We start from the raw sequence: 22,206 nt of genomic DNA on the forward strand, positions 1-22,206 counted from the left end.
TATTTGCCTTAGAATCGACTTAACAATTCATTAACAACGGTATCAGTGCGTTGATCGAGAGAATGTCAAAAACCCTACAATTGAAAAATTCGTCATTGGAACGGGAAGAAATTCGCCATGAGTTGTTTAGCAACGGAGCATTAGCCACATTGCCGAAAGCGGCGATTGAAGAATTGGCGCAAGGCGCAAAGCTTGAGCACTACAAGATTCCGACACTGCTCAACGCCGCTCACCAGCCCGTCGAGATGATGCGCTTGGTCGTTTATGGCCACGTCGAGTTGTTAGGAAGAAACATTGAAGGCGATGAAGTGTGTATTGCCGCTTTGGGGGCTGGAAGCTGGATCACCTGGTTGGGATGTTTTGACGACACACCGTCACATTACGACTTCTATACCTCAACCAATACCACCGTGATATCTCTCCCCACCAAACACATGCGGAATGTGGCAAACCGCTACCCCGAGCTCTATCAAATCGCTATTCGCGCCATCAGTTACCGTTTCCGTTTGTTGATGGAATGGACCACAGATTCCGCCATGCTGAAAAACGAATACCGCGTCGCCAAGCTGTTGTTACTCCTCAGTAAGCTCAACGCCTCACATGGTGAGATTTGCCCCATCTTTTACACTCAAGACAAGCTGGCTCATTTACTTCGCTATACCCGACAGACAGTCAACCGTTCGCTCAAGCTACTCGCCGAAAAAAACCTCATCCAATTGGGCTACAAACGCATTGATATCGTCGACAGCGACAGGATGGAAGACTTCATCAACAGCGGGGATTTGCACTCGGAAGAGCAGTTTGAGGGTTAATCTCGGTAAACGAGAAAACGGGCTCGATAAAGCCCGTAAAGACTGAGAAAAACAGGCTCTATTGGATCTGAGGTTTATTGAGGTAAAGCCAGCGTGCTGATAGATAAACCGACATCAGTGCTAAACCCCAGATAACGCCTTTGACCGCGATGGCCTTGAATTCCAATGGGTCATTGTCACACTGTGTGATACCCCTGATAGCGCCTTCCAAGTGTCCCCAGAAGGCAGCGTTCATCACGCCGAGCACGTAGCTCCAGGCAATCACCATCAATACACCGGCGCATTTTTTGTTGAAGCTGAAAGCAAGTGCCGCCACCAAAAGAACGGCTCCCATCAAGTAGTCGCCCGCCATTGTCATGGAATTGACCATCCAATGTTCAAAACCCCGTCGATAGGTTTCCAGTACAGGGAGTGCTATCCCTAAAAGGTAAGAAAGAATTAAAACCACTCTCATTGTGAATATCTCCATATATCCATATTCGGATAATGAAAATATCACTGGTTAGAAGGTGGAGACTGTCCGCGGTTTTACATTCTTCTTGCCTTTATTTGGGAGAAAAAAGGGCCTCAACTGAGGCCCTATCTTTGCATTTGTTCAAAGCAAATCCTATTTGGTACTGGTAAACAGTAACTTCACACCAAATGCCAGCATCACTGAGCCAAGCACGCGATCAACCCAGTGGCCGATACGCTTGAACTTTGCCTGCACGGTAGGTTTGGAAAGTACCAACGCCACTGAACCAAACCAAACCAGCTGGATGAACATCATCCATACACCCAACAGGAATAATTCAATCACTGGCATTTCTGGCGAAAGCACCAGAGTGAACACAGAGAGGAAGTAAAGCGGCGCTTTCGGATTCAAAGCGTTACACACAAAGCCCATCGAAATCAGCTTGGATGCGGAGCGTGGCTTCACATTCACGTTTTGTTCGTCATCACCCACCGCGGCTTTGCTGCGAATGCCTTTCCAGCCAAGATAAATCAGATACGCCGCGGCCAGATATTTCATCACCGTCAGCACCATTGAGGATTCACTGATCACGGTCGCGAGGCCAATAGAGGAGTAAATAATGTGAACAGAAAGTCCGAGAGCAATACCGAGGCTAACAAGGAGACCGGCGCGACGGCCGTGAACGAGAGACTGCTGCGATACCATCACAAAGTCTGGACCCGGTGAGGCAGCACCTAACAAGTGCACTAAGGTTAATGTTAAAAACGCCTGATAGAACTCCATTCCCTTTCTCCTTTGCTCTGGTAACCTTCTTAGGATGATATTATGGCGATCCGATTTGAAATCAAGGCCGTACTGTAAAGTAAATTAGTCAAACAAGAGTACTCCGATGACCTTCACCCTTTTCTTCGATGGCAGTTGTCCACTTTGCGTGGCTGAAATGGATCAGTTGCGCGCGCTTAACCAAGCGGAAAGCTTAAAGTTTGAAGATATTCTCGCACCGGATTTCAAATCAAGGTTTCCAGATATCGACCCCATGGAAGCCAGCAAAATTCTGCACGGAAAATTGAGCGATGGTACTTTGCTGCTAGGGCTAGATGTCACCCATAAAGCTTGGTCTCTTGTCGGGAAAAAGCGCTGGATTGGCCTATTGCGTTTACCTGTGATCCGCTGGTTTGCAGACAAAGCCTATCTTTTCTTCGCCAGAAACCGCTACAAAATCTCATACCTCTTCACTGGCCGTTCTAAATGTGAGCCTTGCCAGAATGGCGTTTGTTCGATTGCCGAAGAAAAACCCGACAATCATAAAAACTAACAAAACAAACGCTCTCATTCAGCAACCAAATAATTAGGTAACCTGCTGATTATTCATCATAAATATGTATTTCTGTGCAGCACCTCAATCTATTGACTAAATCTTCATTAACCCTCACCATCAGTGCACTACACTATGCGTCGCAACATTAAGAAGAAGATGGCTTAGGTACATCCAAATAAGCGATGCGCATCAACTGCTCTATTTGAAACATGAAAACCACTGATATTCTTACACCTTCAGCATTCCTACCAACGCTGCCTGTTGGAACACCTTTGACTTTCGAGCTTAGGTACAAAGACAAGATCAAAGCGTTTGGTGGCGCCTCGCGCCTTATCGGATATCGCGAGAAAAAGTACATCCTGCTGGAAACGCCCACTGATCCTGAGCTCTCGAAGCTGCTGACTGACACATCTGGCATGCAAGCGGTTGTGCGGGGGTTAACCTCATCACGCTACGGTGAAATCTTTGCGTTCAAATCTCATATTCTCAGCGTATTACACCGCCCGGAGAAAATGATTGCGATAGCGTTGCCACCTCAAGTGAGCATCCACCGCATGCGTTCTGATGCCAGATATGCTGTTTCGCGTATTGTTCATCTCATTATTGATGGACGTAAAGCCTTGGCTAAGCTGTCTGACTTTTCGCTGAGCGGTTGTGCCATTCGCGTGTCCAACAGCCAGTTCATTGATGAAGGTGAAACCATCGGCTTTGTCATCAATGCGCTGTTTGATCACCCCGTGGAATTTGAAGGAACGGTCATGAACGTGACCAGCAATGGCGAGGGTGTTCAACTCGGCATTAAATTTAGTGACGCAAGTAAAAGCAAATCTCGCGATACCTTAGCTAAACTCATTCTGGCGTCCGAATTGAGTGCTGATAACTCCACCAGCGCTGTCTCAACTGTCTCCTGACAGCCGCTTCTCCTCTTCACGACAAGGAACACAGGTTATGCAAGAATCCTTTATCGACAGTGGCGTGCTTTTTCGTCAACACCAATTCGACCTGCCGCTCAACTACAGCGAGAAAGATAGCACTCGCATCACCGTGTTTGCCCGTGAGGTGGTGGAGTTATCCAAAGCAGACGCCAATCTACCTTGGCTGGTTTACTTTCAGGGTGGTCCAGGATTTCCGTCTCCGCGTCCTGATTCAAAAAGTGGCTGGCTGAAACGCGCCCTGCAAGATCACCGTGTATTGCTGCTGGACCAGCGCGGTACAGGCATGAGTTCGCCGTTGACTCACCAGACGTTGAGTCATATGGATGACGCGAAGCAAGTGGAATACATCAGCCAGTTCCGTGCAGACAACATCGTTCGTGATGCTGAAGCCATTCGTGAAGCATTAGGGGCTGAGAAATGGTCAATTCTGGGTCAAAGCTTTGGTGGTTTCTGCTCGCTCACTTACCTTTCTTTTTATCCGCAAAGTCTGCATCGCGTTTACATCACAGGCGGTGTGCCTTCTCTTACCCGTCATGCTGATGATGTGTACCGTGCCACCTATCAACGTGTGTTAGACAAAAACAAAGCCTTCTTTGACCAGTTTCCATCCGCACAAAGACGTTGCGCAGAAATTGCTGAGTTCTTACGAACCCGCGATGTGAAACTGCCAAACGGCCAGACCTTTACCGTTGAACAGTTCCAACAAATTGGCATCAATTTGGGCCGAAGCGGTGCCAATCTGCCAATGTACTACCTGTTGGAAGAAGCCTTTACAGAAACCGCCCAAGGCAAAGTACTGAGTGTCAGTTTCCTGCAGGCGATGTTGTCGGAACAAAGCTATCAGACAAACCCGATTTACGCTTTCCTGCATGAACCAATTTACAATCAGGGCGAAGCATCAGTTTGGTCTGCACACCGCATTCGCAATGCGGAATACGCCGAGTTTAATTACGAACCGGGTAAACCTTTCCTGTTTACAGGCGAGATGGTTTATCCGTGGATGTTCGACCAAATGCAAAATTTACTGCCGCTCAAACAGGCAGCAGAAGCACTGGCGACCAAATCAGATTGGCCTGCACTTTACGATGTCGAGAAACTCGCTGAAAACACGGTGCCTGTCACCTGTGCTGTTTATGCCGACGACATGTATGTCGAAATGGATTACTCACGCGAAACCCTGAAAGGCGTTCCAAACAGCCGTGCATGGATCACCAACGAATATGAACACAATGGTCTGCGTGCTGATGGAGAAAGGATCCTGGATAAGTTGATTGATATGGGAGTACAGATAAAAAACATATCAACTAAATAGCGTTTCTATAGATAAACAAAACAGCCTCAGAAGAAATTAGAGGCTGTTTTAAATTTTGAAACATGCCCTATTATGTTTCCTGATGTGTGTATACTCCATATAATAGGAGATGAACCACTTCAATGTCATTTGGCTGAATGTTTTGTGTTACGTTTAAATTCAAAAATACATCTGAGATCAATTTCTTACGGTTCTTCTGTAGAAGAATTTGAGACATCTTATCAAGAGGCTTAATGGAAATTTCATTGTCAAACAAGTCTACTTTGTACCTCATTGGCTTATCGTCATACTCAGATTCTAGAGAAACCACCAACATATTTTTAGGATCTTGAGGTACTCTCTCAAGTCCAAATGAAGTTTCCTTATCAACGACCAAAGTACCATCTGTAGCCTGGATAAAAGACATAGATTTCATGGTATTTCTTGGGACACTATCAATATACTCAACAACTTTGAAATCTACCGCCAGTGCCAATAATCCTTCATTAACTACACCGCTATTTTCTAATACCGAGTCATCAAATGAAATAACGCTAGGATTGGTAACAGTAGTATCATTATCAACAATTGTGTGGTCACCCGTAACATTCAAGTCTGGGTCGTAAACATCTGGCCTTTCGGTGACGATTTCTCCGATGAAGTCCGGAACATCTGGAACATCGGGTGGTGTCGGCGTGGGCGGTATAGGTTGGCTAACTATATGTACCTGCCCAACAACATACTCAATCATATAATTATCGCTACCGTAACCAGACACAGACAACTCATAAGTCCCTGGTTCGATAGCACTTACAGCTTCCCCGGAAAACACAGCTTCACCGTTGAGGTTATCTATCCCTTCATTACCAACAAATCCTTGATAATTGATTTCCCCAGACGGGGTATAAGGCTGGCCATTTTCGTATATGGTTTCACTTGGTGCTGTCACAACTAAAACCGATTTGTTGACAGTTAGGCTACCATCCGAAGTGACTACATCATAACCTAATCCACTATTTGCACTCGTCGCTGTAAGCGTATAATCACCGGCGTTGATAACACCGACCCCTGTACCTCCGTAAACAATATCTAAATGATTGTTGTCATCATCGTTGTTCAAGTAGCCCGTGGCGGTGTAGCTTCCTTCAGTAAAAGCTTCACTATCATAGGTTTTTGAGATGTTATCGACTGCCACATTAAGTGTTGGTCGCTCGCGGTATATTTGGTAGAGTCCACTACCAAGAGCAGCAGTATAATTTGTGGTATTTTCATCACTGCCGTATCGAAAGTTTCCGCCTTCTATCAAAGACGTCAAGTTAGTACTACCAGCAACACTGCCAGTCAAGAAAGTGGCTCGACCGCCGTCACCCACCTGGATTGTTCCATTGTTATAGATGATGTCGGCACGACTTGATAGCAACGACGTATCACCTGCTGCTTCGTTTACCCCAGCATGGATTAGCAATGCATTTTGAGTATTATCTGTGGTAATAATAGATTCAAATATATGTATATCGTCATCATCACTGTCACTTAGTGTACTCAGTGAAATAGTTCCGGTCGCATTTATACCTTCAACACCGGAAACCGAATTTATGTTTAGACCATCCTGGTCGATATATAAAAGGTTGCCAGTATTGGCAGCGATGGTATTAACATCATTTAAGGTGCTGTTATAAGTGTGTGTCCCGCTCCCCAAAAGTAACAGATTATTCCCTATTAAAGCGCCATCCGCACTCTGGGTTGAGTTTCCATTTGTTTGCACACTTATCGTTCCGGACGGAGGGACAGATACCTTTGCATTAATTGAAATGTCGCCCTCCCCCTGCAGAAGAGACAAGTTAGTATTCAGCAATAAATCCTCATCAACAGAAAGCCCTCCAATATGAGTGGCCTCCCCTATATTAACAGTTGAGAAAGTATTCGATATCTGATCACCAAATAATGCAGCACTCAATATTAGACCAGATCCAGACCCGCCTATTGAAATATTTTTATCATAAGTACTAGTACTAACAGTAAACTCACCAATACTACTAAATCTTGTGCTGTTCGAAGAACTAAAATCAAAACCATCCGTAATAAGGCTGATATTTCCATCGATAGACTGGAAATTATAGTTTCCGTGTTCAAGGTTTATCGCTTTGACATCATCTGACACTGCAGAAATGCTAATATCTCCAGAGCCTGTTTGAAATACCACGTTGTTAGCCTGATTCAATTGAGTATCTTTAGATATAATTGCTCTGGCATTATCACTACTGGCATTTAAGTTAATATTTCCAGCAGAACTGACAATAAACTCACCATCCAACACTAGTCCTGCACCATGTATGCCTTGTAGATCAAAAGTTATGTCACCATTTTCAGTAGTCACAAACTTTGACTTTGTTTTAGAAAACAGGCCGCTGCTACCATCGGCCTGTCCGCTAGGACCTGAAGACGTGGCTATAATTTCGACATCTCCTCCAATTGATTTAAACTCGTGCGCTTGTGTTGCCTCCAATGAGCCATAGCCAATGATCATTCCGGTTTTGCTCGAAGAGTATCCCTTCCCGTTCGCCTCTATTTTTAGGCCACCTGTACCAGCGATAATACTCGTTGGGTCTGTATTCCCATCTGCGCCAATATCATTTTCAATTACGGCGATACCAAGACTATTGTCACCCGACCCAATGAGATGAATACCACCTGTAGATCCAGCATCAATTGAAGAAGACTTCAGTCGCACTCCATCAAAAAGCCCATTACCATTAGCCTTTATGTATACGTCACCGCCATTTGTCGTTATTGAAGCTAGATTCTGTAAAACAAAACCAGCCTGTGTACCACCACTTGCTTTTGTACCATCTAAGCCATTTGACCCACCTGTAACTGTAACATTTCCCCCATTGGTGACAAGATCTGTGCCATTGCCAGAAATAACAACACCACCATCAGTATCATCAATATTAGATTGAAGTTGGATATCTAACTTTCCAGATGTTGATGCAATTTTTTTGGTGACAAATATATTTTTATGAGCTTTTAGAGTTAATGATGCGTCTTGTCCCGAAGTCTTCTCGATTGCCCCGTTTACCCGGATATTGCCGACTTGAGTTCCGGAACCACCTGTTTGAATAACCACATCTGTACCAGCGTTTAACTGGGTTTCAATATCGGCAGTTGTGATAAACGAACTATCCGTTGCACCTTCATAGTTAGGCAAATCAGAACTGCCAGGTGTTGTTGTACCTGCATCACGGATAGTAATATCGGTAGGATCTATTAGCCACAAACCATTGTTACCATTTGATGCTTTCAGATCTAATCGAATACCATTTAGCGATATTAACCTACCAGATGTTTCTACATGACCACCATTTCCACCCTCAATACCGCCAGTGGATTCAATCGTACCATGTACTCGTGTTTCGCCTGCTAGATCATTTAAGTCTGACCAAATAACGACCTGGCCCCCGTTACCGAGAGTTTCTGCATTTGCTGAAAGTAAGCTACCAGATTCGACAACCGTACTTTGCGCTTGACCAACTTCAGAGTCAGAATTTTGCCAGCTCCCCCCAATTTCTATTTTCCCGCCGCCTAAAGATCCAGAAGCATGATATTGCGAACCAGTTTTTGCAATCACTGTATTCCCCGTATGGCGAATACTCCCCGCGGTATCCATTTCGCTAGAAACATCTATGACACCAGCATTTATTGATTGGCCACCTTCAGCATGAAGGTATACCCTACCGCCTTTTAAGGAAAAGCTTGTAGCTTGAATTACACCCTCATTGTTTACGATAGAATCCGATATAGCTCCCCTTGCCTTTGAACTCATGATTACAGTACCATTGCGCGCAACAATTGACCCTTTATTGGATAAAAGAGAGTTTAAAAGCCCTTGCTCGATTTGATAGGTAATTAGCCCATCGCCATCGAAATCGATATTGACTTTGTCACCAGAAATAAGAGAAATCGAACCCTGATTAGCTTCCAACTCACCAAAGTTTGATATGTGAGGAGAGATAAATGCTACGTACCCTCCATCCCCAGCAGAAATGTCTCCTAGATTTACAATAGAGCCCGCTTCTTCACCACCATAAAACTGGTATTGACCAGAGAGAAAACTCTCATTATCAATGTGAAGCGTTGATGCCAATAAACCAGCTGTATCGACAGACGCATTACCTCCAAAAATAATACCGTTGGCATTAACCAAATAAACCTGCCCATTTGCCGATAAATTCCCAAGGATTTTTGATGGATTATCAGAAATAACCCTATTTAATGAAATTGAGTTTTTATCGGGTTGAATGAAATTGACAGATGCTTCTTCTCCGATGTTGAAAGCCAACCAGTCGTTGATCATTTTTGGTGTTAACTGGCTTACATTCAGTACGTTGCCATTATATTCAAGCCTCCCTTTCCCAGCGACAATAACTCCTCCACTAGGCAGTTCGTTACTAGCTAAAGTATTGTTAGGAAAAGTGCATGATCCCGAAACAATAAAAACACCAGAAATAACTCTTACAAAATGTATTTTATAAGACAGTCTTTTAAATAAAGACATAGAAGTCATTTTATAACTTGTATTCATTATAATACTCGCTCACCTAGTTTATAAGAATTAAAGCCTTGATGCTTTAGAAAAAATGCCATTATTTTAAAATGATGGCATTAAATTCAAGCAAAGCACCTAAAATAACATCTGAATTATCTGTAGCTTCAACACCGAGAGTTGAAGGGCTGACCCTTTCCAAGTTTATAACTTGTACTTTGATTCCGCTAGATTCATAAATATGTAATTCCAGTCCATCCGATGTGAACATTGGTTCAATATAATCCTTAAGAACAGTGCTATCCGACGCTGTGAGATACTCATCTTCGATCAAATCATATAGATGTATTTCGTCATCATTAATATTAAAATCTTTCACTGTATCTGTTGTTACAATATCTTCGCTATGATCAAAAGATGACCACGAGAAAATGTCATTACCTTTACCACCCGTTAAGGTATCTCTGCCTTTCCCCCCGACCAGTATGTCCGGTCCGACACTACCTAGTTGAGTATCATTACCTTTTCCGGAGAAAAGAGTTTGTCCTTTATCAGAAGCTACCATTACATCGTCGAGAGAAGATCCAAGTTGCGTAGAATTTTCATTTAAAACAACTAATTCACCTGAGAACATAAGAAGCTCTATAATCTCCTCTTGAGAATAAGTGGATGTATCCACACCGATCAACTCATCTATTGTTAACCCTTCAATTACAATTTTACTATTTCCTAATTCAGGGTCAATCGACATTTCAATTTCAACATTCCCACCGGAACTATTAATATTTATGTTGTTAAATATTTCACTGACAGTGGACACGCCCATTTCTTCAAACACGTTCGAAATGTCTATTTTATCTAAACCAGGCTCAAAGCCTTTAATTGTTTTTATGATGTCTGAATCACTAGGTTTTAGTTCTTCAATTGACCATTGAAATGAATCGACTACCGCCGTATTTCCAGATATTGAAGTATCTTCTTCGCTATTAACGGCAGTTTCTCCTGAATCCACAGAATTAAAGCTAATCAATGCCTCAGTGTCTTGTTCATTTTCAAAACTCAGCTCTAGTGATGGTTCTAGATTTGGTTCGAGTAATTCCGGGATGAAAGTCGGTGATTCATTATCAGGAACAGCGATTTCCTCAGAAGGGAGTATTTCCAAAGTTGCTTCGTTAGAGCTGACTCTATAACCTAGAGAACTAGCCAGGGCTTCTAACGTGTAGGTACCAGGTTCTATTGCTCCTATACCTGTACCGCCAAATATTAACTCTGATGGGCTAATGCTTCCATCGTTATTAATGTAGCCGATAGTGTCAAACTGTACAGATTCAAATCCTATACCGTTAAAATTTGACGTAGTATCTTTTATAGATACTGACAATTCTGGTCTTTCTCTATATATTTGATAAACACCTGAACCTAATTGAGAAGTATAATTCGTTATCGTTTCATCACTTCCGTAACGAAAATTGCCAGGAATTATTTCTGACGCCAAACTTCTACTTCCATAAATACTCCCGGTCAACAATAAAGCTCTTCCGCCATCTCCAACTATTATTTGACCCTCGTTGAAAATTATATCAGCACGGTCAGGCAATAATTGACTGTCTCCTGCAGTTTCATTAACACCTGAATTTAACAATAATGCGTTATCCGAATCAGATGTAGTTATAATAGATTTGGAAATTAACAAATCATCTTCTTTATTGGAGCTAATGGTTTTTATAGATATATCACCTGTGGATACGATTCCATCTACACCATCGACTGTATTTATATCTAATCCGTTAGAATCTATGTAGTTTATTGCCCCTGTATTAGCTGCAAAGACATCTACATCATTGCTATGATTATTTAGTATATGAGTACCGGTGCCAATTAATAGAAGAGACCCTGAGGTTATATATCCTAATTCACCTTGTGTCGTAATACTATTATTTTCAATTGTCAATCCTTTAGATAAAGCAGTAGATACCCTTGAATCAATCGCAATGCCACCGCTACCTTGTGATAGTTTCAACGCACTGTCTAAATGCAAATCCTCTAGAATGTGAAGACCTCCGGCGTGTTCCAACACTCCAACATTTATAGATGAAAAACCATCCAACATTTCATTATCAAAAAAGTTTGATGATAGTATAAGCCCATCACCACTATTTCCAACGAAAATCTTACGATTGACATGGTTTGTTGATATTGTCAGTTCTCCAGAGCCACTATAATTAGTGTTAGAGTCTGTTGTATCCAGGTTGTTAGCTAGGACACTTATATTCCCTGAGCCTGATTGGAAGTTAACATTACCATTTTTAAAGTAAATACCATGAGAATCTAACGTTTCTGCACTTATCGAAACATTTCCAGTATTTGATTTAAACAAAGAATCGTTAAAGCCATCATTTCTTAGGTCTACTGATTGGATTGCATGATCAAAATCACTTTTTGCATTTATATTCAAATTTCCAGCAGATGCTATCTCTAACTTGTCATCAAATTTTAAACCAGCACCGGTTTCAGAATGCAGATTTAATTCTATATCCCCACTAGATACAGTCTCGATCTTTACATCAGCTCTTGAATAAAAAGCATTATTAGTTGTAGCGATACTATCACCACCATGAGTGTAGGAGTTTATTACTATATTTCCATCAATAGCTTGTAAAAGATGCTGACCATTGATGCTATCCAAGTTATTACCTAAACTTAATGCATCTTTAGATAAAGTACCTCCTGAAGTTTCAACATCAATTCTTAACCCTCCGCTTCCTGCGATCAACCTTACCGGCCCACTGGCGTTTTCTTTGATGAGAAAAGGCGTTCCTGTTCCTTTAGATAAAATATGTATTCCACCTTCCAGACCGGAGTTAATTGTTCCGTTTGAAAAATTAACTCCTACTAAGTCTTGACCGTTAGCGTTTATTAAAACGTTCCCACCTTGAGTATTAATTGTGGCTCCATTTCCGTAGTCAAAACCCGATTGACTTCCGGAACTTGCTTCAGCCCCGTCTGTACCATTAGAGCCTCCAGTAACTGTAAAATCACCACCATTTGTATCAATATGTGTACTACTCCCTCTAACAACAACACCACCAGTAGTATCATCAATGTTGGACTGGAGAACGATGTCCAGTTTACCCGATGTCGAATCGATTGCTCTATACACAAAAATGTTATTGTGAGACTTCAAAGTGATAGATGCATCACCACCGCTCGTCTTTGATATTGCACCATTTACTCTTATAGTGCCCGTTTCACTACCTGATGAGCCTGTTTGGATAATAACATTAGTCCCTACATTCAACTGAGCTTCAATATCTGAAGAAAGTATATATGAAGTATCAGTCTTTCCTTCATAATTTGGTAAATCACTCTCACCCGGTGTTGTTGTTATGCCATCTCGAATAATGATATCGGTTGGATCGATCAACCAAGTTCCATTACTGCCATGAGTAGATGTTAAATCTATTTCAATATCATCCAGATCAATATGTCGCCCGGAGGTTTCAATGTTGCCTCCATTACCTCCTTTTGTGCCAGCTTTGGCTTCCAGCCTTCCATTAACCGTAGTTTTTCCGTCCATACTATTTATGTTGGACCAAATAACTATCCTTCCTCCATTACCACTTTTTATCGAATTAGCCTTTACTACGGTTCCAGACTCTATAGTTGTGTAATCAGATTGAATTACGTTGAAGTCGGTATTTTGCCAACTACCACCAATTTCGATTTCTCCACCGCCAAGGTCGCCTGATGCATCATATATTGAACCCGATTCCGAAATTACACTTTTCCCAGTATGTCGGATACTTCCACCAATGCCATATTCACTAGATACATCAATATTTCCGGAATTAATTGTAGTACCACCTTCTGAATGAAGGTACACTCTACCGTTATGGGATGAGAACCCTTTAGCTTTAATAACTCCCCTATTATTGACGATTGCATCTGTTAATTTATCTCTGGCCTTAGCACTCATGATAACAGTGCCACCTCTCGAAAGAATGGTCCCTTTATTTTCAACAAGAGAATTAATCAAGCCACTATCTACTTCATAGGTTATAAGTCCATCTCTACCAAAATCTATATCGACTTTATCACCAGAAATCAGTGCAATGTTTCCTTGGTGAGCTTGTATTTCCCCATTGTTAGATATATTTGGCGAAATCAATGCGATGTAACTACCGTGATTGGCTGTGAGATCACCAAAATTAACAATGCTCCCAGAGCCTTCTCCATTTTTGAATTCATAGTTTTCTTGCAAAAACTTCTCATTCTCTATATCCAATGTCGAAACCAGAAGGCCGCCAGCGTCTACTGACGAATTTCCGCCAAAAAGCACTCCATTACTGTTGACTAGAAACACTTGTCCGTTAGCGGACAGATTTCCTAAAATCTTCGAAGGGTTTTCAGAGATCACCCTATTTAGAGAGATGGCGTTCTTGTCAGGCTGGATAAAATTCACAGAGGAATTTTCACCAATATTAAACGCCATCCACTCTGTAATCATTTTTGGTGTCATTTGGTGGATGTTCAGTGTCTTACCATTAATTTCAAAACTACCGTCACCAGCAATAATGACACCACCTTCTGGCAAACTAGAGTCAGCTAAAGATTCAAAGTTTATTGATGAAAAACAAGAAAATACAATTATACTCACTACGAAAGAGTTTGATTTAGCTTCAAAGGTTCTTATCTTCATACTGATACCCCTATAAATTAATTAAAACTCATATGAAAAACTAGCTAGAAGCCTCTCGCGGTCTTTCGTACCATCGCTGTTATATTCATTAAAATATTCATAATCTCGCTTTAATTGCTTTGCCAACATCAAAGAAAATCGAAAATTTTCCTTACTGCTTATTTCTAGCCCCAACCCAGCACCTTGTATCGAGACTTTATTCTTTCTGTCTGTTGGAATGTTATCTGAATCATAATATCTATCTACCACACCCCAATCGTAGAAAGTAGATAAGTAATAATCTGAATTGAACAATGACGTTGGAAGTCTATACTTTATGTCCAAAGCCATTCTTAAAGCATTATCTCCGGATAATTCACCATCCGGATAGGCCCTAACTCCATAAACGCCACCTAATGCATATTTTTCCGCACTATTTAAATTATTAAACGCTTCTTGTCCATCTAAATCAAAAATAGCAGTGATGTTCATACCCAAGTTTTGTATTCTTCTAATAAAATAGGTGAGCTTTTCAAATGACCCGTGTGTTTTCGCTCCCCCTAGAGCTTGGTCAGACTCATAAGAGCCATATACTTTTGATAGATCTAAATATCCATTGTAGTAGGAAATTTTCCCTATATTGTAAGCGCCTATAATTAACTCATCATTGAAATGGAAATTAGCACCAATAGCTCCTCGGTCAATTTCTCTATGGTTAGTTTTGATTCCTAAAAGCTCATCTTTCAGATTCTTTTTATCGTAAGAAACAAACACATCCAACGATTTACTTCTTGTCTTAATCACTGGATAGAAAATCGATATATTGCTTACGCTTGCCTTGCTTACTGAATCTAGAGGTTCGAATACACCACCAAACTCTGACTCCATCCAGCTTTGGCTTAACTTCAAATTGAGTCCTGAGTAGCCAATGTAATTTTGATAGTTAACTTGCCCATAAATCTGATCTCCCATCCCACCAGATTTAAGTAAGGAAAACGATAGTCGGTCCTTAATTGAGGTTGGGTTGTTCCATGTCAATCCCGCTATATATCTGTATTCACCAGTGTATCTCGAACCATAATTATCCACACTAGTGACAAGATTCAATGTGTCATCTTTACTTATATCTAATTCAATTCTTGTACTGTTTTCATATTTCCCAGGCTTTAGATTTCCACTTACTGAGAATGAAGGAAGATCAGAAAGCAATAAAAGATTCCTTTCTATATCGTCGTTATCAAGCACATCCCCGTCATTAAGGTTTTTCTCAATGAAATCATAAATATAACTTTCATCATCATTTCCTAGAAAACTCGAATTTAATTCTAACGTCCCTGGCTTATCAATAACACCTTCAATAAATTTAACTACGACATTACCTTCAGTGACATCTTGAGGAGGAAAGTAAAACTTACTTGTTACATACCCTTCTTCAAATAATTTAGAATTTATATCATCAACAATTTTCTGCAGTTCGTTAAATGTGTACGAAGCACCTTTAAAACCTCCGAAGTATTCAACGGCACCCACTTTTTCAATTAATCCGGAGGACCCATCAACGAAAATACCTTCCACATGGAATTTATAGTCTTTGCTATCTACACTTATGTTATTTCTTTTATTAGACTTACTCTCCACCTCTAAACTATTAGGCAGTTCTCTTAGGTATTTTTCTTTATCTTTACTTTCCAGCGCTCTTCCAATATCTTGAACTGACCAAGCTGACTCAATATGAGAAAAAGATAAAAAAGGTAGTAATAAACATTGTATCTTCACTCGTGTAAACATACGTCCTTTCCAATAACTCAAATTCGATGATATTAAAAACCACTGTTCCCAAACTAATTTTTAGACCAATGCTGGGGAATTCACTTAACTATAGACCCACAAACAAGCCATATGTCACATAAATGATTTATTAACATAAAAACATTATATTTATCATGGATTAAAATCGGAGAACTGGCTTTATCCAAAGCCATTTAATGACGTGGTTTTTCTCACCTAAACAGGTAAAATCACGCCCCCAACCTAGGCGCTGATAGATGAAGACCATGCACCAAGAAATGCTATTTACCCCTGAAGAATTGTTCACCCGCTTTCAAGGCGAGACAGAGCAGTTCGAACTGCCAGGTGCATTTACCTTTCCCTTTTACTATCAGCCACATCCGCTTTGTGTACTGGCAGCAGATGAACTGCAACAACACCTCGCAAGGCAGACAGATTGGCAACATAATTTCGGTTTAGACGAAGCTCTGGCTCCAAGACTTGAAGAGTCTGCCGAAGGCACAGGCAAAATGTTTGGTGTGCTGTTAGTGCGATCACCTCAAGGTGAACTTGGCTATTTCAGTGCCTTCTCCGGCAAAATTGCTGACCAAAACTTACTGCCTCACTTCGTTCCACCTGTGTTCGATATGCTGGCGGAAGAGTGTTTCTTCAGAACAGAACTGGAAGCGATCACTGAGCTAAACACTCAGGTATCCACACTTTCGACCAATCCTTTGTTAGCCCAGTTGGGCGCTCAACTTGCTCAAATGCAGATCGAATACGAGGCAGAAGAACAGCAGCAACGCCAGCGCATGATTGAAGGCCGCGCCACCCGAAAACAAGAACGAAAACTGGCGGAAGAAACCTTAACGGGTGATGCCCTGAAAACTGCCTTGGACCATCTGGCAAAGCAAAGCGTGGCAGAGAAGAACACGCTTAAATACCTGAAAATGGCGTGGGACGATAAGACCCACGCTATCGAATCACAGCTCAGCGCATTAACCACAGATATTGAGCACGCCAAACAGCAACGTAAAACGCTCTCAAATGCCCTTCAGAATAAGCTGTTTGAGCAATACCGTTTCCTCAATGCGCTTGGCGAAGAGAAGTCCCTCAAAGCGATCTTTGCGCCCACCACCAACCCAACGCCACCAGCGGGGGCAGGTGAGTGTGCAGCGCCTAAACTCTTGCACTTCGCTTATAAACACGGTTACACACCGTTGGCGATGGCGGAATTTTGGTGGGGTGTATCGCCAAAATCCGAAGTGCGTCAGCACAAAAAGTTCTACCCTTCTTGCCACGGAAAGTGTCATCCCATCCTTGGGCATATGCTGGAAGGCTTAACGGTTGACCCAAACCCACTTGAGCAAAACTGGGCAGAAGATAAAACGCTGGACGTGGTTTATCAGGACGAAGCGATTGTTGTCGTCAACAAACCTTCTGGCATGCTTTCCGTGCCGGGCAAGACGATTAAAGACTCCGCCTACACCCGCGTTATTGAAATGTTCCCTGAAGTAGAAGGCCCTTTTGTGCTTCATCGACTGGATCAGGCTACATCTGGGTTGTTAGTATTCGCACTCACCCGTCGTGCAAACAAAAGCCTGCAAAAGCAGTTCATCACCCGAGGAGTGGAAAAGCGCTATGTCGCCATGGTGGAAGGTGTGGTTGAGCAAGAACAAGGTGAAATCAACTTACCGATGCGCGGCGATCCAGACGACAGACCGCGCCAGTTGGTGTGTTTTGAACACGGCAAACCCGCGACCACTTATTGGCAGTTGATTGAAGTGAAAAACGACCGCAGCAAACTCTACATGCACCCTAAAACCGGCCGCACCCATCAGCTCCGCGTTCACTGCGCACATTCGAAGGGACTAAATAAGCCTATGGTCGGCGATGTACTTTATGGAGAGCCGGATACACGCCTCCACCTGCATGCTGAGCAGTTATCGTTTGATCATCCGTATACGCATAAGCGAATGACGTTTGAGGCGGATTGTGGGTTTTAGGAAGATTAAAGGTTAAGGCTGGGGTTTGGCTCTTAGTTCTTCCCCCTTTTCAGGGGGAAGTTAGATGGAAGTTTGGTTACCGCTTAATTCATTAGCTAGAATCGAATACAACTCATCAAACTGCCTAATGTTCACTGGCACTATGAGTTTTTCATCATCCTGCTTAAATTCAAGGATCATTTCTTTTTCTTTATAGCCATTTAAACTTTGTGACACATCCAAAATTTTAATATTTGATATTTTGTCGATGGTAAATTCTTTTACTGCACCATCAGTTCTTATATGAACAACTTCTTTCCCACTGATTGAAATTGATTTCGTCAATGACCTTTCTTTAATTATTCTAACAACCGCACCTATACTTAATAGAGCCCAAATAGCGAGTATAACTAAAGGATCCTCGAGTATTGGTGATATACCCTGCTTTATAGTTACCAGTGTAAGTGGAACAGCACCAGCAACAAAGATCAGTATTAGATGTCTAGCCCTCCAAAGAAAGCTATAGTCGTAAGTTTTCGCCAAGATTAGCCTCCTGTCTTAATGCATTTGTATCTAAAAATTCCTGTCCTGCCAATAATGCATTCTTCTTTACCTAAAGCCTTGCTAAGCGGCAATAAAATAGCTAGCAAAAATTAGCGAATAACGAGCAAAAGCCAGCTGCTTTTTTGTCCGTTTGAGCAACTTGTTAGGCAAATACTGTCAATCGATTCAACTTAATACTCGACAGGACCGAAATGTCCTTGGTACCCAACGTGTGTGATGATAAGCCGGTTAATGGAAACCATTTCTACCAACTGAGACTGTAGTGGAAAACCAAAAAGAGCCAAATTTTCTATGGTGTAAGCCTGTGCATACTTTTCTCGTTCAGGGTGATACCTACGTAATGACAGACCATAAGAAGTTTCGAATGGATGCCCTCCAGTTCTAATTAAACTGAAAAATGAAGGATAGATAACGCCATCATAACCTGCATTTTTAGCCGCCTTAACTATGGCGCGGGAGATTTCATAGGAATGAGACTTAGCTAAAAACAACATATGTATAGCCATATCTAAACTCTCAAACTCTGTCAAACTCTCTTCCAGAACATGAGTCAGATCCAACAACCGCAAGTTTTTAATAGTTTTTAGCGTAGCTACATATATGTCATCATCTACCGAAGCTCGGCATTCATGAATACAAACGTCAAGATCTTGGGAGCCGTACATCACAGATAAATCTGATGAGTCTAAGCGCCCTCTACCTGAAAATTCAATTGGCGGACTATCATATTCCATGGGCTCAGAAGGTTTGTTAGGGCTAATTCTCAAACGGTAAAATTTAGTACCGATAGGGACTATTTTTTCGGGATACTCGTGTATTACTCGTTTGATAATACCGTCTCGTGTGCTTTCGTTTTGTAAATCTTTGAGCGGTTCAACTTCACCGATCATCCATAAACGCGGACCGTAATGGAAAAAACCAATTTGAGCCGCATCTTCTATCAATTTGATGTCCTTCTTTAACCATACCGATGGACTTATATCACTTTTACCATAATGATACTCATTGGTTTGAATTACAGGCGCAGCACCATAATCACAACGAATTGTGGTGCCACTGACAAAGAAACGATAAGCCAAACCTTTAATTAAATCTTTAGTAAGCTTGCTCCCCCCTGAAGTACCACAGTTTGGGCACTTTTCTTGAGATTCATTGCCTACCTTATATGCATCGATTTTTAAGCCTTCATCATTAAAGCAATTGGAACAAAGAAGTATTTCTTCACGAAGAAGGGACTGTTGATTCATATTTTACCTATTTGCCTAACAACTTATTAGCGGCAGCTTTCCCGTTTAGTACAAAACCGAGACGCTCGATTAGTTCGCGTACACTTATGCCAACTTACCATATAGGCATGTAAAATCAGTGAATTAACTTTTATGGTTGCGACCTAAATGGGAGAAAACGGGCGTCCCTTACTAAAAACATGCGCTTTTTTACTATTTACATTGTGCTGTGTATTTATATAGCTGAAATGAATAAGAAAAATTTAGATTTTGTTAGATGAATCGTGCGCTCAGATGGTCGAAATGCTAACTCACTTTTAGGCAAAACCTTGTCAGAACCAACCTCCATACTAACCTTCCCCTTGTTAAGACGAAGGGACTAAGAGCGGAATTGGCGACGGATTTTACCTCAACGGCTATCAAGCAATTAAAAGTCACAGACTGAACGCTTTGGCAGACCAAAATCTCCGAGCAAGAAACTCAACTTTGAATGTTAAATGATTTCGCCTAATCCCCTTAGATAACTGATTTTTTAACCATTGAAAACATCCAAAAATTCACCGTTTCCATACGTCCACGAAAATCCACATCCTAACGCGTCATTCTTTCAACTTAGTCACTTTACAAATCCCGATCTCGCTATACAATCGCGCATCCTCTGACCACTTTTCATCCAGGTATTTATCTATGAGTCCAACACGTTTTGGTAACGTGATGGCGGCTGTTGCCTTCCTGTTGTGGGGCGCAATGCCGCTCTATTACCAATTTTTGCCCAACGCAGCCATGGATGAGCTGTTGGCACTTCGTATTCTCGCGTCGTTGCCATTTTTGCTTTTGGTGCTTCAACTGCGCAAAGCCAAGTCGCCGAACTGGGCAGCGCTGATTGCCGACAAGCGTTCGTTTCTCTTTGCGGGCATTGCCTCTGTCATGATGTGTGTGTCGTGGAGTGCCTTTACATGGGCGATGACCAACGATCGCGTGTTGGATGCAAGCCTTGGCTATTTCATTAACCCACTTCTGGTGATTGCACTGGGTGTGGTGGCGTTTAATGAAAAGCTCTCTTTGGGGCAGAAAGCCGCTGTGGTTTTCGGCACCTTGGGGTTGAGCTATCAAATCTGGCAATACGGTGAGCTACCTGTTGCTGCATTGCTGATGGCAGTGGGTTTTGCGCTGTATGGCTGGTGTAAGCGTCATGTGAAGTATGATGCGATTTCAAGCCTGTTGGTGGAAACCATTGTGCTTCTGCCGATTGCGGCAATCTACATGGCGTACAAGATGGGCTCAGGCACCAGTGTGGCGGTATCCGGCGATATCTCTACTCTGCTGCTTTACCTTGGCGCTGCGCCAGTGACTTTGTTGCCGCTGTTCTTCTTCTCTGAAGCGGTGAAGTATGCGCAAATGTCGATGATTGGCTTTATGCAGTACATTGAACCTTCATTGCAGTTTGTTCTGGCTGTCGCAGTATTTGGTGAGACATTTGATAACGTGAAAACGGTGAGCTTTGGTCTGATTTGGCTGGGCTTGGCGATCAGCATTATCGAAAGTCTGGTGAAGGTAAAACCCAAGCCGGACTTACCGCAGCACTAGGGGCTGTTGGCCTTGGGCAGATTGGCTTTCTAGTAAAGCTTTGCGTTAGAAAAAGTTAAGGGGGCGTTATGCCCCCTTTTTGATCAAATCACATATCGTCCGGCACGCACTTATCCAGTTGCTCCGCGGTGAGTCCCGTCATCTTGGGTACTTTTTCCGTCAGGCAGACAGAGATGTCGTCAAAACTCTTAATCTCGTCGTAGCACTTGAACAGTACTTCTTCGTACCCTTGTTTTAGTTCACCCTCAGATTTACCCGAGCATTTAGCAATAGAACCCAGAATTCCGCCTGCTTCGAGCATCATCACTGTGCTGTTCACGAATTCTTCTTTTTGTGCTTGAGTCAATTCCAGCGCGAATGATGAAGGTGCAAAGCTGGTCAAAAACAGAGAACAAGACACCAAGGCGCATTTTGCATTTTTTGCCATATCAGCCATACCAAATCCTTTGAGAACAAGCTCATGTCGAGTTGATTTATCCAACACTTAATGTCGTAGTTTAAGGCAAGCATTCCATTGCCTTTCTCCCTTTTTTAAGAAGGAAAGGCATAGGATTTCAAATGATAAAGCGGAGGAAATTCGAGAGCTGAACCCAGATCAGGTTCAGTCGCGGCTATATTTTTTTCTTATTCGAATCTGTTCTTTATTCATGATTCTGAGTTCGACCCCATGATGGAGTTTGATGACCAACTCATCCTCCTCCCTTCTCAGTGGTTTACCCTGGATTTCTATCTCGCCACCATCGTCAAATTGAATAACGCCCGCAATCACTTCCCCATCAACAATCTGGGTATCCGCTTTGACTTCAATGCGGATACCCTGCTCTGAAATCTCACTCACACGGAATGATTCCCCATCCCACAGGAAAGTAGGCATTTCAGGCTCGTTATATCTCAGCCTAAAGAAATTGCGGTGCTGTTCTTCTTGTTCTTCGTCTTTTTCCATCGGCGCGCTGACTCCCGATTGCCGGACTCCTATCTTTTATATTAGGGGCTGTTGACCTTTGGTGGTTAAATTTTGTTCTAGCCATAAGCGTTTTAGGCGCGGC

At 42.2% G+C, this 22,206-nt stretch carries 15 protein-coding genes; 6 read left to right on the forward strand and 9 right to left on the reverse strand.

The annotated features are described in order from the left end of the window. Positions 1 to 62 precede the first annotated feature (62 nt). Complete coding sequence (locus RN22_RS24665) at positions 63 to 812, forward strand: Crp/Fnr family transcriptional regulator (RefSeq protein WP_082111384.1); 750 nt, start codon at positions 63 to 65, stop codon at positions 810 to 812. A gap of 58 nt (positions 813 to 870) precedes the next feature. Here RN22_RS24665 and RN22_RS08065 read toward each other — a convergent pair whose 3' ends face one another. Together RN22_RS08065 and RN22_RS08070 are read right to left on the reverse strand one after the other, a co-directional pair. Beyond that, a complete protein-coding gene (locus tag RN22_RS08065) occupies positions 871 to 1,266 on the reverse strand; it encodes a hypothetical protein (RefSeq protein ID WP_046303850.1) in 396 nt (131 codons plus the stop codon). A 153-nt stretch (positions 1,267 to 1,419) separates the two neighbouring features. Continuing rightward, the gene (locus RN22_RS08070) at positions 1,420 to 2,049 is read right to left on the reverse strand and encodes a LysE family translocator (RefSeq protein WP_002541851.1); all 630 of its coding nucleotides are present in this window, start codon (positions 2,047 to 2,049) and stop codon (positions 1,420 to 1,422) included. Between the two features lie 106 nt (positions 2,050 to 2,155). Here RN22_RS08070 and RN22_RS08075 point away from each other — a divergent pair, with 106 nt between their 5' ends. The 3 genes from RN22_RS08075 to RN22_RS08085 all read left to right on the forward strand — a co-directional run bounded on the left by RN22_RS08075 (position 2,156) and on the right by RN22_RS08085 (position 4,831). Further along, complete coding sequence (locus tag RN22_RS08075; protein WP_046303851.1) at positions 2,156 to 2,581, forward strand: thiol-disulfide oxidoreductase DCC family protein; 426 nt, start codon at positions 2,156 to 2,158, stop codon at positions 2,579 to 2,581. A 212-nt stretch (positions 2,582 to 2,793) separates the two neighbouring features. Then, complete coding sequence (locus RN22_RS08080; RefSeq protein WP_002541854.1) at positions 2,794 to 3,495, forward strand: PilZ domain-containing protein; 702 nt, start codon at positions 2,794 to 2,796, stop codon at positions 3,493 to 3,495. A gap of 37 nt (positions 3,496 to 3,532) precedes the next feature. Then, positions 3,533 to 4,831: an alpha/beta fold hydrolase gene (locus RN22_RS08085; protein ID WP_046303852.1), complete on the forward strand. Its 1,299-nt coding sequence runs from the start codon at positions 3,533 to 3,535 to the stop codon at positions 4,829 to 4,831. Between the two features lie 70 nt (positions 4,832 to 4,901). Here RN22_RS08085 and RN22_RS08090 read toward each other — a convergent pair whose 3' ends face one another. The 3 genes from RN22_RS08090 to RN22_RS08100 all read right to left on the reverse strand — a co-directional run bounded on the left by RN22_RS08090 (position 4,902) and on the right by RN22_RS08100 (position 15,819). Then, a complete protein-coding gene (locus RN22_RS08090) occupies positions 4,902 to 9,392 on the reverse strand; it encodes a filamentous hemagglutinin N-terminal domain-containing protein (RefSeq protein ID WP_046303853.1) in 4,491 nt (1,496 codons plus the stop codon). A gap of 61 nt (positions 9,393 to 9,453) precedes the next feature. Further along, complete coding sequence (locus RN22_RS25590; protein WP_046303854.1) at positions 9,454 to 14,052, reverse strand: filamentous hemagglutinin N-terminal domain-containing protein; 4,599 nt, start codon at positions 14,050 to 14,052, stop codon at positions 9,454 to 9,456. A gap of 21 nt (positions 14,053 to 14,073) precedes the next feature. Further along, a complete protein-coding gene (locus tag RN22_RS08100) occupies positions 14,074 to 15,819 on the reverse strand; it encodes a ShlB/FhaC/HecB family hemolysin secretion/activation protein (protein ID WP_046303855.1) in 1,746 nt (581 codons plus the stop codon). A 266-nt stretch (positions 15,820 to 16,085) separates the two neighbouring features. Between RN22_RS08100 and RN22_RS08105 the strand changes: the two genes are divergently transcribed. Next, positions 16,086 to 17,804 (forward strand): RluA family pseudouridine synthase, encoded by a 1,719-nt coding sequence (locus RN22_RS08105; protein WP_046303866.1) that lies wholly within the window; start codon positions 16,086 to 16,088, stop codon positions 17,802 to 17,804. A 60-nt stretch (positions 17,805 to 17,864) separates the two neighbouring features. Here RN22_RS08105 and RN22_RS08110 read toward each other — a convergent pair whose 3' ends face one another. Beyond that, positions 17,865 to 18,326: a hypothetical protein gene (locus RN22_RS08110; RefSeq protein WP_046303856.1), complete on the reverse strand. Its 462-nt coding sequence runs from the start codon at positions 18,324 to 18,326 to the stop codon at positions 17,865 to 17,867. A 191-nt stretch (positions 18,327 to 18,517) separates the two neighbouring features. Then, positions 18,518 to 19,594 carry an RES family NAD+ phosphorylase gene (locus RN22_RS08115; RefSeq protein ID WP_046303857.1) on the reverse strand — a complete coding sequence of 359 codons (1,077 nt, stop codon included), beginning with the start codon at positions 19,592 to 19,594 and terminating at the stop codon, positions 18,518 to 18,520. A gap of 666 nt (positions 19,595 to 20,260) precedes the next feature. Between RN22_RS08115 and rarD the strand changes: the two genes are divergently transcribed. Further along, positions 20,261 to 21,160, forward strand: a complete 900-nt coding sequence (gene rarD, locus RN22_RS08120) for an EamA family transporter RarD (protein ID WP_046303858.1) — start codon at positions 20,261 to 20,263, stop codon at positions 21,158 to 21,160. Positions 21,161 to 21,248: 88 nt separating this feature from the next. Here rarD and RN22_RS08125 read toward each other — a convergent pair whose 3' ends face one another. Both RN22_RS08125 and RN22_RS08130 read right to left on the reverse strand, forming a co-directional pair. Continuing rightward, positions 21,249 to 21,596: a hypothetical protein gene (locus RN22_RS08125; RefSeq protein ID WP_046303859.1), complete on the reverse strand. Its 348-nt coding sequence runs from the start codon at positions 21,594 to 21,596 to the stop codon at positions 21,249 to 21,251. Between the two features lie 165 nt (positions 21,597 to 21,761). After that, positions 21,762 to 22,103, reverse strand: coding sequence for a PilZ domain-containing protein (locus RN22_RS08130; RefSeq protein WP_046303860.1), 342 nt, complete (start codon positions 22,101 to 22,103; stop codon positions 21,762 to 21,764). Positions 22,104 to 22,206: the final 103 nt, after the last annotated feature.

The organism is Grimontia sp. AD028, from assembly GCF_000973155.1.
GTDB classification, from domain to species: domain Bacteria; phylum Pseudomonadota; class Gammaproteobacteria; order Enterobacterales; family Vibrionaceae; genus Enterovibrio; species Enterovibrio indicus.